At 55.3% G+C, this 14,329-nt stretch carries 10 protein-coding genes; 2 read left to right on the top strand and 8 right to left on the bottom strand.

Annotated features, from left to right (window positions below; genetic code table 11):
* Nucleotides 1-52: 52 nt before the first annotated feature.
* Both E4O92_RS06295 and E4O92_RS06290 read right to left on the bottom strand, forming a co-directional pair.
* Entirely contained in the window at nucleotides 53-781 is a 729-nt protein-coding gene (locus tag E4O92_RS06295; protein ID WP_135188899.1) for a hypothetical protein, read from the bottom strand.
* Nucleotides 774-1,331, bottom strand: coding sequence for a hypothetical protein (locus tag E4O92_RS06290; RefSeq protein ID WP_135188898.1), 558 nt, complete (start codon nucleotides 1,329-1,331; stop codon nucleotides 774-776). The genes E4O92_RS06295 and E4O92_RS06290 overlap by 8 nt, the downstream gene beginning before the upstream one ends.
* A gap of 558 nt (nucleotides 1,332-1,889) precedes the next feature.
* Between E4O92_RS06290 and E4O92_RS06285 the strand changes: the two genes are divergently transcribed.
* Nucleotides 1,890-3,455, top strand: coding sequence for a UvrD-helicase domain-containing protein (locus E4O92_RS06285; protein ID WP_135188897.1), 1,566 nt, complete (start codon nucleotides 1,890-1,892; stop codon nucleotides 3,453-3,455).
* A 1,010-nt stretch (nucleotides 3,456-4,465) separates the two neighbouring features.
* Here E4O92_RS06285 and E4O92_RS06280 read toward each other — a convergent pair.
* The 4 genes from E4O92_RS06280 to E4O92_RS06265 all read right to left on the bottom strand — a co-directional run bounded on the left by E4O92_RS06280 (nucleotide 4,466) and on the right by E4O92_RS06265 (nucleotide 8,052).
* The gene (locus E4O92_RS06280; protein WP_135188896.1) at nucleotides 4,466-5,017 is read right to left on the bottom strand and encodes a hypothetical protein; all 552 of its coding nucleotides are present in this window, start codon (nucleotides 5,015-5,017) and stop codon (nucleotides 4,466-4,468) included.
* Between the two features lie 93 nt (nucleotides 5,018-5,110).
* Nucleotides 5,111-5,461: a hypothetical protein gene (locus tag E4O92_RS06275; RefSeq protein ID WP_135188895.1), complete on the bottom strand. Its 351-nt coding sequence runs from the start codon at nucleotides 5,459-5,461 to the stop codon at nucleotides 5,111-5,113.
* 258 nt (nucleotides 5,462-5,719) lie between these two features.
* Nucleotides 5,720-7,693, bottom strand: coding sequence for an AAA family ATPase (locus E4O92_RS06270; protein ID WP_167759712.1), 1,974 nt, complete (start codon nucleotides 7,691-7,693; stop codon nucleotides 5,720-5,722).
* A gap of 92 nt (nucleotides 7,694-7,785) precedes the next feature.
* Entirely contained in the window at nucleotides 7,786-8,052 is a 267-nt protein-coding gene (locus tag E4O92_RS06265) for a helix-turn-helix transcriptional regulator (protein WP_135188893.1), read from the bottom strand.
* Between the two features lie 426 nt (nucleotides 8,053-8,478).
* Here E4O92_RS06265 and E4O92_RS06260 point away from each other — a divergent pair, with 426 nt between their 5' ends.
* A complete protein-coding gene (locus tag E4O92_RS06260; protein WP_135188892.1) occupies nucleotides 8,479-9,993 on the top strand; it encodes a tyrosine-type recombinase/integrase in 1,515 nt (504 codons plus the stop codon).
* A 185-nt stretch (nucleotides 9,994-10,178) separates the two neighbouring features.
* Here E4O92_RS06260 and E4O92_RS06255 read toward each other — a convergent pair whose 3' ends face one another.
* Nucleotides 10,179-11,324: a restriction endonuclease subunit S gene (locus E4O92_RS06255; RefSeq protein WP_135188891.1), complete on the bottom strand. Its 1,146-nt coding sequence runs from the start codon at nucleotides 11,322-11,324 to the stop codon at nucleotides 10,179-10,181.
* Nucleotides 11,325-11,527: 203 nt separating this feature from the next.
* Nucleotides 11,528-14,089, bottom strand: a complete 2,562-nt coding sequence (locus E4O92_RS06250) for an N-6 DNA methylase (RefSeq protein ID WP_206076825.1) — start codon at nucleotides 14,087-14,089, stop codon at nucleotides 11,528-11,530.
* Nucleotides 14,090-14,329: the final 240 nt, after the last annotated feature.

Genomic DNA, 14,329 nt, shown 5'->3' with positions numbered 1-14,329 from the left:
CTTGACAAATGAGTGTGATACACACTCTCGTCGAGGCTCCCACGCTCGAATATTACAGGCTTTGTTTCGCGAGCGCAAGAAGGCGTCTCACATCGGGGCTAGTCCTTCCCTTTGAGGAGCCAAGAGTCAAAATACTTTGCATTGTGAGCGCATATTTCCCCTCAGCAGTTCGTACAACTCTTCCCTCCCTTCGCATGGCATCTAATCGACGGCTAAGCCAATCTTCGGAAGGCACCGTGAAGCGCTCTTTCGAAAGGTAAGCCGAAAGCGCTGGTTGTCCCACTGGAGCAAGGAATCGTATCGCACGCAGGCAAACTAAAATTCCAGGAAGGTTTGCGGCCGTTGTAAGCGCAATCTGTACATCAACAATGTCAAAAGAAAGAAAATAATCGATAACCTTTTCTCTAATTAAACCAAAAATTTCCTGTGACAAGAGCTTCTTAGGCTCAATCCAAACGTGAGCAGTTTTTGCCTGAATGGAGACAAAAGAATTCCGAACATGCTCGCCAAAAATATGCAGAAGCGTGGCCCTAAGCCCAGCCTCTATATCCAAACTCTTGTCATCAATTAGCAGGAACTCAACAAAATATCCATTTTTCTTTAATTCCACGGATAAATCGTGAAGTTTTCGATTGGATGGAATTTGATGATTGCTTGAGTCCCGACTAATGGCAATTCGTATAAAATAGTGACCCTCACCTCGATCCCCCCTTACGTAATCGCCTATGGAAGTGACGTCAAATGAAGAAAGTAACAAATTAATTTCTTCTTGTTCATTCATTTACTTGCCTCCATGCGTCTTCTATCGACGACAAGCACGCTCGCGCACGATTTGGCCATCGTCCAGCCTCATTAACAGGAGTCGAACTAAGGGTGAAATTATCGGCTTGAGTAAACTTAACTGGTATTTCTGGATTGTAATCTGCGACGACCCGAATGGCTCGACATGTTTCCATCATTTCGGCCAAATGGCGAGCAGCGGCAATCCCTTGACTACAAAGAGAGATTGCGTGACCATCTGAAGCCTTAGCGGCTTTTGACTTCCCTTTTTTCAAATCATCCACGATACGCACCCGCAATAGCGTAGGAATATCGGCATGGGCGACATTTCCATCCCATTCTTTGCGAAGCCTTCCCAAGACGACCTTTATTTCCAGAAAAGTGGCGTAGTAATAACGATTAAATGCCGACCTTCCAAAATAATCTCCGTCGGGGGTCCGAAATCTTGAGGCTGCCTCTGATCTCAAGTGATCCGCGACGATCTGCAGGCTGCTATGGGGAACGGCGAGCGGCGTAGTTTGGACGACCTCATATGTCTGTTTTTTCGACATGGGAGAACTTCTGCAGTTATGACCTTTGAAAACGTAGTGTATCAGGGAAGCAAGCACGTCTGCGAGCGCAGTCGTACGGCAGTTATTCGTTCCTTCCCTTCTCGGGCACCACGAACGTCAGCTTCAGGACTTTTGCTGTCGCTTGTACTCCCTACACCCTTCGTTGATCGGAATCCTCTTCGTCGCCGCGCTTAACGTTCCGCGGCCTCAAGTAGGAACTTGTGTCTGGTCATCATGTGGCGCCACGTGAGGCCTACTATAGAGCAAGGCGAGCTCTACCAAGCAACTTTCGGCAAGTGATCAGCCCAGAAATTTTCTGAACGCTGTTCCTTTCCTCGTGTTCGGCACCAGAGCCTGGCTTCCCCGACGAAGGGCACAGTTGCGCCACACGCGTTGCTTGGTCACGCCCACCTAAGCCTTACCAGAATCGCCGAGCGTTCCGACTGCATTTGCGTGTGATAACGCAAGGTAGATAGGATTCACATTCCATCACCGGAGTGTCGTCGAATAACGTGGTCCAGCAGCACGACGTACACTTCCGCAGGTTGCGAGGCGCGTATGAAACTGACTGACGAACAAGCAAACGCTGTTGATCTTTTCAAGACTTCGCAATCGCTCAAAATCAGTGCGTTCGCTGGTACCGGAAAGACTTCAACTTTGGTTGAGGTTGGCAAGGCGACCCGGAGAAACGGCCTTTACCTAGCATTCAACAAGAAGGTCGCTACAGAAGCCGTGACCAAGTTCCCCAAAAATGTTGATTGCAAAACGACCCACGCACTCGCCTATCGGGCAGTCGCTAACATATATGGCGGGGACGAAGAGAAGCTTACCCAGCGGTTACGTGGCAACCATGTCGCCCAACTTCTCAACCTTGAGGAGATTGCAGTTGGCAATATCACCTTAAAGCCCAGGTCGCTTGGTTTCTTAACCGCGAAGACCATTCAACGATTTTGCCAGAGCGGTGACGATGAACTTGTTGTTCATCACGTTCCTTTGTTTGGTAAGCTGCGGTGGCTCGATCCCGAGTACCGAGATGAGTTCAGAGAGTACGTAAGCAAGCTTGCCGCACACCTCTGGGATCGAATGTTAGATCCCGCCAGCGATGCTCCACTTGGTCACGACGGATACCTTAAGCGCTGGTCGCTCTCGAGGCCGAAGCTAAATTGCGACTTTCTTCTGTTAGACGAAGCGCAAGATACCAATGAGGCAGTGCTCAGCGTCCTTCGGATCCAAGATAGCCATCTAACGTTGGTGGGAGACCGCTACCAGCAAATCTACGAGTGGAGAGGGGCTATTAACGCAATGGCCAGCGTGAAAACGGAGGCAGAAACAGCCCTTACCCGATCGTTTAGATTTGGAGACTCCGTAGCTGATGCGGCCACGTCCATTCTGAGGATTCTCGGGGAGACCAAAAGAGTCGTTGGCGATCCGAATAGGGATACGAAAATCGCTGCAGCGGGGAGTACGGGCACGACTATTTGCCGAACCAACGCTGGTGTCGTTAAGGTCGTTGTCGATGCTCTCGCGGGTAGTCGCAGACCTCACGTCGTTGGCGGCATCGATGACTTAGTCGGGATGTTGCAAGATGTCAGCAGGCTCAAACGCCGAACATCGGCCGTGTCACCGGAGTTTTTTGGCTTCGCGAACTGGGCTGAGGTCGTTGAATTTTCTGAGTCGGAAGAAGGCGAGTATCTCCGGTCCTTTGTGAAGATTGTTCCTACACATGGAGAGGTAGTTCTCCTTCAGATGCTGGGTTCGGTGTCGCCTGACGCAGCTAAGGCGGATTTGATCGTCTCTACCGGGCACAAGGCGAAAGGGCAGGAGTGGGACTCTGTCACCCTCTTCTCCGACTTCGAGCCTCGGTTAAATAAGGAGAACCCGCCCAAGCTGGTATTAAATGAGGAGGAGGCCCGACTCCTTTATGTTGCTGTAACGCGAGCGCGAAAGCTCCTCGTCGTCCCCTCCAGACTCGCAGAAAGATGGAATGTACCAGCTACGCGAGTGCTCGCTACTACTCAACCGCCGGTTGCGGCCCCGATCTCGCGCATGCCGGCGAAACCTCTCCCTCAGTTGCCCCAGTTTGCAAGGCCGGTCCTCCCTTCCCTTGCTGAGAAGGTCAAATAGGACTGACCAGAGTGCCAAGCAACTACCGCAATGATAGCTCGCGCAAAAAACCGCTTTGAAAAAAATTTCGTTTTTTCTGCAGCGAAAATTTTTTGACGGCGTGGACGGTGGACATCGCCAGCACTGGGGGCGCCTTTTCCCTGCCCCCTGGGTGCCGCGCCGTTTTATTGGCAACATGCCCGAGCAGCACCCTTCGTGCAAATGGGAGGGATATGGAATGTGAGTAAGGGAACCGCGCAGCGCTTAGTACGCATTCCCGCTCACGACGTTCAGTTGTCCGCGTTAATCGCGGTCCCAGTCTGCCAGCCGGACCTACCGGGCTAGTTTTCCCGTCCGTTGCTTTTTCATGGCGGCATGACCGGGGACGCGAGTTCCTTCCCCTTGCAGGTGGCGGTAGCCGTCCACGTACTCTTTGCCGGATCGTGTGACTTGATTTCCCGAACCCGCACAGTACACGCCTTCACCTTGGGGGGCAGCTTCATGAACCACGACTGTTGTCCGTACCCTCGCATGTACTGACCCCATTCGTGCCCGTCGTGGAACCGGCCTTTGATTCGCTTACGGGCGCCGTACAAGCAGATGAGCCAATTCGGCTCCGGCCGCTCGCCAAGCTCGTAATAATGGTCCACGCCCTCCTGCGCTACTTCCTCATCGCCCATCAGCCAACCTGAGGGGAACGGCGGGCCGCTGCTGGGCCGCTCGCCCCAACTCATAAATGCGCCAGTGAGCAGCTATTCTTGCTCGACTGCCTCAGCGCAACATTGGGTGGGGTCAGGAAGTGCGAGGAGGCAAATCAAGTAACCTGTTGCCCGATCTGAAAAATAAGCAATCACTGGAGGTCGAGCAGTTGGCTTAACGCGCGTGGGATGGGCAAGGAATATCCCCCAAGCACTGACGAAAATATCGCTAGGGCGGGTTTAGAGACATATACAGCGATGCCCTTGCTAGGCCGCTAGGAGACGATATTCAGGACTGAGGCTCGGCTAATGTTGTACTGACGGGCCAAGGCGTCAGGCCCCAACCTGGCTCGACTGTCCCAAAAAGGCCCGCAGCTGCTCGTAGTGGGCCTGCATGAGTACGCCGAGCTTGATAATTTGGCGCGCGTGCTTTTTTCGCCAAGCGCCAGCATTCCGCATCGGCACGCCCTCCCCCGGCTCGCCGCCCATTTTTTTTATGAGCTTGTGCCGAGCCAGCCGCTCACGGCCGACCATTGATGGCGCCAGTGTGCTAGCGTATCGCAAGCCTTGGCATCGTCGGCACGCCAGCTCACCGCCGCGATAGTACAGCGACTGAAAATTCCCCTCGTGCGCGCGCGGGCACTTTAGGAGGGGCCGTACACGAGCTTTTAAGCACTGAACGGGCACAATGTCCACGACCCACGGCCGACCGCCCAAGAAGACCGCCAGGTGCGTCACAGTGAGCATCACGACAGTCCGCACGTCGCCGTCATCAAGCAGCAACCGAGACGAGCCTGTGGCCTTCGCGATCCGCAGCAACTTCGGCAGGTTCACTTCAAACGCATTTTCGAGGACCGGCACCCGGGCCGCCTTGGCTTTTTTCATTTACGGTACCTAAAAGAAAAGCGAACCGGGCAGATATATGCGAGGTTCGCTGTAGGGGATGGATAGGATAACTACGTACGCAACTACCGTAAATTAGATGTAGAACGGATAGCCCTGAAAATACACAGTCTGCGGTGAGTCCATGTCGCCCAGCAGATCGTACAGGCACTGCCTCAGCCAGCTGATGCGTTTATCTTCATCGCGACATACAGCCAAGGTATCGAGCATAATTTGCAACGCGAGCGCGAGGTCCCAAGTATCGAGATCGCTCGGGGAATAAAACTCACGATGACCAAAATCTCGGCGCTTGAGCATCGGCTCGCGCCCGAAGATGTCAATGAACGTCCACAGGACTGCGACGAGTGCGGCGCGCGTGATCGTTTTGGCACCTTCGGGATGCGCCATGACGCCGTTGGTATCAATGTAGGTGGTAATGCTGGTCAAGATTTCCCCTTAGCTTTATTGAATTTATTGCCGCAGGTGATTCGACTTTGCGTTCGCCTTTGGCCAACTACTGCAGTTTCCCGCTCTTTCCCGTTTTGTCCCAATCGGGATTTTTCGGGTGGCCCATACTGTTCCCGCCCTTTCCCACTCCCCCTATAGGGGGAGGGGAAAACGGGAAGGGCTGGCTAGATGCGATCAGTAGGTCAGTGGTTCGGTGGTTCGGTGGTTCGATAGGTGCTGATGCAGTCCGTCTTCGGATTAGTCTCCGAGCGCCGGCAGGCGCTTGATATGCGTGTCGGTCATCTCGATCATGCCGTACCGTGCGAGCGTCGCAATGGTTTTCTTGGCACGTTCACGCTTGCGCTTCGGCTCGACATCCATTGCATCGGCTACCGCATCGTATGCGGCACCGTAGGTGATCAGCAGACCGTCCGGATTGCAGTTGAACAGGTCACACAACACGTCACGGGCAATTTGCTGGTTTTGCCCCAGTTTTTTGGAACCACACTGGGCAAATGCTGGGGCGGTGGAGACCGCCACGCACGACGTGATATCGCTGCCGTCCTCATCTTCGCCTACCACGACTTGTTCGAGCCGGAAGCCGTGCAGCGTCCCAGTGACATCATCTTTGGACTTGGCGACCGTCCAGCTCAGACCCTTTCCGGTGACAACACCGATAACGCAATCCATCGCTGCGAACAGGCTGGAGTGGCCGCGCATGCCCTTGCTTTCGTCCTTGCCGGTGTGATGCACCAGCAGCACCATTCCGCCCGTCAACTGCTGCAGCGCTTTGGTATTTGCGATGATTACGCCCATGTCCTTCGATGAGTTTTCGTCGGAGCCTGGGGTCGCGCGGTTCAAGGTGTCGAGCACGATCAGGCCATTCGCACCGCCCGCGCTGCGGATTGCGATTGCTAGTTCTTCGACGTCGGTGGCCACAGTGAGGTCAAACTGCTGCGCAATGAATCGCAACGTGTCCGGCATCTTCTGCCCCCTGTACTTCTCCCAGGCGACAACACGCTTGCCCATACCGCCTTCGCCCTCCAACACGCAGTAGGTGACGGGGCATTGCGTGACTCGCATGCCATACCACTCGGGCACGCCGGACGCTATCGATACGCTCAGGTCCAGCGTCAGGAACGACTTGCCAGAGCCGCTAGGGCCGAACAGCGCCGCGAGTCCGATCTGAGGCAGCAGGCCGCGAATAGTCCACTTGATGAATTCAGCTTGCGCCATCTGTTCCGCAGTCAGAACCTTGAAGCGAGTTGTCGGTTCGCTGTCATTAGCGGCATTTGCCGTGGGTCGCAGCAGCCGGCTGTGGTCCACTACCTCCGGCGAGAACTTCTTCACGGCGCTGTCCACCAGTTTCGGGATCTCACTCATGCGCGCTTTCCAGCGATCATCGTGCCGTCCCCGAGAAGAATGCATGAGGCCACGCAGGGATGACACGACCGCACCAGGTTGCATGCCGGACGCAATAAACGAGCCGGCCAAGTTACGCAGGCTGTCGTGGTAGAAATCGCCACTGAACACCTGCCCCATCCAGTCGGCGAGGCGTTCCTCCTGCGTTCCGGTCGCCGTCACGCCTGCCGGCTTGCTGACTTTGTTGGCGTTGATCGTATTCGCCAGGTCGGTGAATCCGTTAAGGCGAGCGAACGGACCGGATTTCAGCACACGGCCAGTAATGGTGAGGTAGCGCTTATTGGAATACAGCTCAACCTTCAGCCCGTCGAGATTTCCGCTTACTCCTTTCTGCAATTGTTCCGCGTAGCCGAATCCGCGGAGGCCGGTCCCTGACGGCGAGACTTCGATGTATTCAACGCCGAGCTTATGCATAAGGCTCATCGCGGGCAGGGACGGTTCGTCATCGATCATGCAGTGATCGATATCGATGCCGACGATGCCGTCGCCGTCCAGGACAATGGCAACGCCCGTGTAGCCCCCTTCCATGTACGCTGCAACGGCCTGCTCGTACGTGCCCCAGGTCTGCGGGTCGATCGAACTTGCGCGGCGGTAGGTCGACAGAGTCGGATCGTAGGGCACCTTAGTTGGCTTCAAACCAGCCCCACCTTCGGCACGCCATACAACCCAGCGAGGCTGCTTCTTAAGTTCCTCCGGCAGGTTATCAAATTGGGGGGCAAGGAACTGGTACCTTGGGGCCTGTTCACGCGCAATCACACCGTGCGATGGGCTATTGCCCAGCACGTCGGATGCATCCGACTTCTTCGACATCCCCTGCCCCCAGATACTTCCGAGGTCAATTTGTTTCGAAGTCAGATGTGCCAACACTTGCGAAGCGTTAGGGATATGAACAGAGCCCGGTATCACCTGCATGCCGGGCCCTTGCGGCCGGTTTTCGAGCCCTTGGTTTCAAAGTCGCCCGACTGATCTGCATGCCATGCGACGTGGCGAGGCGACGAGGCAGCCTGAGCCTTGATCCAGGAATCCAAGTCGCTGACGAGCCAGCCAACAGCGCGGGGGCCGAGGGAGATCGGCGGCGGGAATTCGTTGCGTTTGATCTTGTCGTAGATGCTGCTGCGGCCAAGGCCAGTCAGCTCTTTGACAGCTTTGATGCGCAAAATGGTGGCCATACTTTGGATACACTCCTTGTTGACTTAAGAGGTGTCCAGATTAGTAGGCCAAAAATAATTCGACTCGAAGAATTTGAGTCTTAGGCGTGCTGGTGGGAACCGGGCAAGTCCACTGCGGGTGTACCCATGGGTGTACCCATTGAGCGCAGAGGCCAGAAACGAAAAAGGGCTAGCTCTCGCTAACCCCTTGATTCGATTGGTCGGGGCGAGAGGATTCGAACCTCCGACCACCTGCACCCCATCTATATTCTTACATTGTCCACAGACGTCCAAAATTGTCCACGTCGTCAGATTTTCTCACTAAAATTCAAAGACTTAGATACCATTTATTGTCCGCTAACGTATATTCCTATACACTAAAAGCCGAGGTTTTTTTCTCACCATTTTCTTACCGAGAAACCGACTCTATAGGGCGACGCGGCAACGATGGCAGCACAACGACTCACAGCAACTAAGATTGAGAAACACAAGCTGACTCGCGATGACGAGACACTGGCAGATGGCAATGGGCTATACCTGCGCTTCAGGCGCGGGACCTCGGGAACGATCTCAAAAACCTGGATGTACACCTACAAGGTCGGTACGAAATCGGTCTACCTCAGATTCGGAGAGCATCAGGCGAGCTTGTCGGACTTCGACCTCATACTGTACCGTCTCCCAGCCGGGGCGCGTCTGACCCTTGAGATCGCCCGCAGGATGGCAACCGAGGCCACTGACTGGAGGAAGCGAGGCCTAGATCCCAAGGAACATATTCAGGCAGAGTTAGATCGGATTGCCACACAAGCGGTGATGGAAATCGCTGAGGCGGAACGAGCGAAATCCTTGGCGCAAGCTGAGCTGCTGAATGTTAGCGACTTGTTCGAGGCGTGGCTTAAGGATGGTGTGCGGCGCAAGGATGGCAATGCAGAACTTCGCAGGACGTTTAACCTCGACATCTTGCCCGCGATTGGGCAGATCCCAGTAAGGAATGTCACCGAGCACGACGTACGCACGATCCTGCGCTCCATGGTTGAACGTGGAGTGAACCGGACAGCCGTGATGGCGAAGAACAACTTGACTCAAATGTTTGCCTGGGCAGGCAAGCGCCAGCCTTGGCGCAAGCTTTTGGTGGAGGGCGATCCGATGTGCCTCATCGAGATCGAGAAGATTGTCAGCCCTGAGTACGACCTGCAAAACCAGCGCAACCGCGTGCTCCAGACCGACGAAATCCGCGAGCTGTACTCCATCTTCCACGAGTCACGCGCCTGCTACGAAGCATCCCCCAACAAGCGTGTAGCAGTGCAACCGATCGAGCGACACAGCGAACTAGCCGTCGGCATCATGCTGTCCACCATGTGCCGTGTTGGAGAACTATCAATGGCGAGGTGGGAACATGTCGATTGGGCACTTGGGGAGTGGTTCATTCCGCGACAGAATGTGAAGGGAAACCTCGCTGATCACAGAGTCTACCTGTCCGAATTTTCGCTAGAGCTGTTCCGGCAACTCCACAAGATATCAGGGCACACCGAATGGTGCTTTCCGTCGCGGGATAAGGTCACCCACCTCAACACAAAGGCTATCAGCAAGCAAATTGCTGATCGACAGGCGATCTATAGGAGGAAGGCCAACGATCAAAGTTCGCCTCTGAAGAACCGCCGAAGCGATAACTCTTTAGTATTGGCCGGCGGGAAAAACGGTGCGTGGACACCGCATGACCTGCGTAGGACCGGCGCGACGATCATGCAAAAGTTGGGGATCCCTCTGGAGATCATCGACCGCTGCCAGAACCACGTGCTTCCCGGAAGCAAAGTTCGCAGACATTATCTCCATCATGACTATGCTGATGAGAAAAGGGACGCATGGCGTCAGTTGGGGCAGTACCTGGCAGCGCTAACAAGCCGACCGCCAATCCAACTAGGACCCAGCGCCATCTTGCCTAACCGCATTTGGGCTAATGCTTAGGCCTTCGGGTAGCTGGCGCCCTTTTCCCCAACCGCTCGCAGCCGGATCTTGGGCTCCTAGCAGTGCAGCTCCCAGGAAGGGCTACGGCGGTTGTTGGAGGCGTCTAGCGCCTGTGCGAGCAGATCGACGAGCTCGCCCAGGCCTTCCTGAGTACGCCAAACCGTAAGCACGTCCTAGATGCGGACTCAGGCTGCTGCTACGAAGAGGGCCGCCTCAAACTTGGCCCAAGCTACGCGGCGCAACTCAACCGCTTCTAGATTCTTCGCCTTAGCTGCTTGTGCGCCTTCGTTGAGCTTTTTAATGAGGGCTCGCTGTGTGTCAATATCTTCTGGAACCGGGAATCGTAGGCCAAGTAAGGCTGGCTTGGATATGTTCTTCATGGTGGGCGAGGTACCGGTCAGCTGCGTTTCAATTTGTTCCCGCACAGTGGGCAGCTTCATGACCGCGGCGAGGAATCTGCCGTCCAATTTGCCATCGTCCTTGAATATCACCCGAAAGAGCTTATCGCACAGCATCAGCTGGGGACGTGTTTTCTCGACATATGCACATGCACCGACATACCTCGTCACGTTGGCACGACTGATGATTACATCCCCTGACTTGACCTCGAAATGAGGCAGCGGCTTCAATTTGGCCGGGAGCTCTTTATTCTCCGTTTCGTCGTACTGGCCGAAAGATACTGCGCCAACCTTTAACACTCCCCAGTGGCTCGGCGAAGCCGGATGGTCGAGACATTTCGGGCTCCATCCGTTTTCCAGGTCGGCGAAATCCCCTAGTGCCATAAGCGGCCATTTTGCAATCGGCTGCTCCGACTGCGTCATTGCTCTCAATACCCCTTCATGACTCCATCGCTCAACGTCCTTGAACCGGGCGATAAAGGCTGGGCGGTTCGGCAGTGGCGGTGGCGACGCGACTCCAAGCGCGTCCTCGAAGACGCGCTGGCTCGCTTGCGCGATCTGCACGGCTTCGGCCTCCAGTTTCTCCGCGTCGCCCAGAGCGGTATGGTATGCGTCGAGTAGGACCTTTTGCTCGGCCAAGTCCGGCAACGGGATGGTAAGTGCCTCGAATTCGACTGGTCGAACACGAGCCTTTGTCGTATTGCCTGACCGTAGTCGTCCAACGCGATGCTTAAAGGCCGAAGTCCGAATGACCATCCGGATAAATTCAGCTGAAACCTTGGCTGGATCGACGGTGTACACCGGATATTCTGCACTGACAGCTAAGTGGTCGAGATCGTCAGGCACGACGCATAGCGACCCTTGAGCGACCCGGATTTTCGAAATGACTAGGTCGCCGGGATGCGCGTAGAACAGTGGGCCTTTGTAGCCCATCTTCTCTTCCGCTGAGCGGACGTGCAAAACACCGCCAAACGTTATCTTAGAGATAACATTTAACTCATCCAGTGGTTTGGCTCCTCGGTCAACCGGAGCAATCTTACGGCTGATGAAGTCGCTTAGTGGGTGTTCGTCAAAAGTGCTCTTGTGGGAGCCTTCACCGTCCTCAATCCAACGTTCGATGTCCCTCCACCGCCGGATTACGCAGCGGAGGGCTCCGGAAAATTTGGCTGGGCTCCTTCATCAGCCCCTTGCGTGATCCATGCTTGGAAGGCTCGGAACTGCATTAAGACTTGCGGTAGGTCGTTTGTCACCCCATCGCCGGTCTCGCCGGTGGACTTAATGCCGACTGACTTCGGGGCCGCAACGAACACTGGATAGTCGAATAGCTCACGCACGCGGGCCCACAGCGCCGCAGTGTGGGCGGAATCGACCTCTCGATACTTGGCCTTTAGCTGGGACAGCAGTGTGTCACCGGCCTTAGCGGCAACGGCCAAAGCAGCTTGAGCGTCACGCTTGAGTTGCGCGGCGGTGTCCTTGTGTTCGGCAGCGACTGTTCCCTCCCAGAGTGGCTTGGCCTGCAAGGTAGATCCTATGCTACGAGGGTAGGCAGGAGCCTCGCCCCGTGTCCAGGCAGGCAGCACTCGGGTAATACCCAAGCTGGTCAGTTTGTCTAGTATCTCCTCGGCAGGCTTGTCGTCACAGGTTGTGATACGAGTCGCGTAAGTAGCATGGAGCGTGTCGCGCTGCGTGTCGAATGTCGGGTTAAGCTCCTCCTCAGCTTGCTCCCATGCGGATTCCCAAGCCGCCGTTTCCGCCTCAGTGAACTTAGTCATGAACACTAGCGAGGTCTTGACCGTCGCATCACTAGAGCGGAAGGCTTCTTCAGGCAGGCTGACCACGGCCAATAGTTTCGCCCGGCCCTCTGCATAACGGCGCAACCAAGCCAGCGAAGGGTTGTTCAGGTTACCATCTGGCAACACAATGCCCATGCGTCCACCCGGCCTAAGCAGATTCAGGCAGCGTTCAACGAATATCAGCTCGGTAGGACGGTTCGCTTTACCGAAGCCTATGTCGAATAGGTCGAGGATGGGCGTGTCTTCGATTTCCAGTTGCAACAGACGATTGTGATTCTTTTCCCATGCCTCGCCGTAGCGCTCTTTGCAAGCGGCAATGTAGACAGGGTCGGTCGGGATACGCGTCTCTTCGCTGCCTCCCAGCTTTTGGTCTTTGCCAACATTAGAACCAAAGGGAGGGTTTGTGAGTACCACGTCGAATCGGCCATCGAAGATGCCATTGATGTCCACTAGGCCGTCGTGGTAGTGGATGCCGCCGTGCCCGTCGCCGTGCATAACCATATTCATTTTGGCCGTACGCGCCGCGCGAGGTTCTGCGTCCGTGCCATAAATGCACTTCCAAGCCAGCCGACCCACACGGGTATCGATTGGTTTGTTGTCCGGCCCGCTGGGCAGCAGTTCTACATTGAGCTTGGCGAAAGCCTTCTCAATCTGCAGCTCTTTCTCTTCCTCAGGCAGGTCGAGGCCTTCTATGCGGTCACGCTCCGCGTCCTTCTTCGCTTGAACGTCTTGCATGATCAGCGCGCGGACATGCTCGAAGGCGCGGATAAGGAAGCCTCCCGATCCGGATGCTGGGTCGCAAACAAGTTCGCCTTCCACCGGGTTCAGGAGGTCAACCATGAACTCGACCACGGGACGCGGCGTGAAGTACTGGCCGAGCTCACCCCGAAATGTGGTGCCAAGGAAGCGCTCGAAAGCTAATCCCTTGATGTCGTCGCCAGTCTTCGCAAGGTCGAAACGCTCCAACTCTTTGACGATGCGGCGGAAGGTGCTTTCTGAGATGTCAAGTCTGTCGTTGGCGGTGAACAGCTCGTCAGCCTTGTAGAAGTCCTTTGTCAGTTCGAACAGACCGTCGTGAACTTGCGGGTCATTGGGCATACGCGATGCTGCGCGCTTGTCCAGATAATCTGTCGTGAACGTCCCATGTAACCCAGAACGCTCGACATACATTTTGATAAAGAGAATCTTCGAGATGGTATCGAAGGCTCGCCCAGGGTCCATCTTGTGCACGTCGCGTAAGATGCCGTGACACACAAACAGGAGGTCTTGGAACTCCTTTCGGTTGAAAGTGCGTAAAGACTCCTTGATTTCCTTCAGTCGCTTGGCATCGCCCCAATCGGTAGCCTTGGGTATCTCATTAATAGCGACGAACTCTCCCGGCAGGCCATGCAACACCCGGAATACTGAGGTGTGGCGGTTGTTGGTGGCGACGAAGAACTCGCAACCCGATGCACGAGTGTAAGACTCGCCTTGGTAGTAGTCCTTTTCTTGAATCTCGATGCTGTCCGACTTGCACTCGACTACTAGAACAGGCGACCTGCCCGGCTTTGCGTTCTTATCAGCGGCCGACTTCCACACGCCGATGTCCACCCGGGGGCTCCTGTGGCCATGTTGCGTGCGACGTTCCTGGTCCATCTGCGCAAGGTCGTAGCCATAGTGCTCGACTAATACGCGGATGAACTTCTGCCGTACGACCTCTTCAGGCTGTGCACTTACGTCGCGCCATTCTTTGCGCAGCGGAATCCATAGCCAGTTGCCAATTTGGTGCAACGTATCGGGGTCTGCTGGAAACGGGGTTGGCGGGACGGCGGCGGGCTTCTTGGGTTTCGTTGTCATTATTGAAACTAAATTGTGCGCATATAAAGAACAGCGCTTAACTGGGCTCAGGCCAACCTGGCCATTCATCAAAGGAGCTCAACAATGACCTCTATTCTCCACGCTAATGGCAGCGAAGCCAAGCTCAAATCGATGAGCTTCAGCGCATCTACTGCGGGGATGAACCTGACGAGGGGCCTGCAGGTCTAGGGCGTGGACAAAAAGATATGGCGACAAATGCGCCGCGAAGGCACCGTCGTGGCCCGCGACTGATGCTCAAGATCGGACTGCATGGCGCAATGGCGGCAAGCAGATGGCCATCCAGGCCTG

The organism is Massilia horti, assembly GCF_004614195.1.
GTDB classification, from domain to species: Bacteria; Pseudomonadota; Gammaproteobacteria; order Burkholderiales; family Burkholderiaceae_D; genus Telluria; species Telluria horti.
The sequence above is the reverse complement of the archived record's forward strand: the minus strand, read 5'-3'. Positions and strand labels throughout refer to the sequence as shown.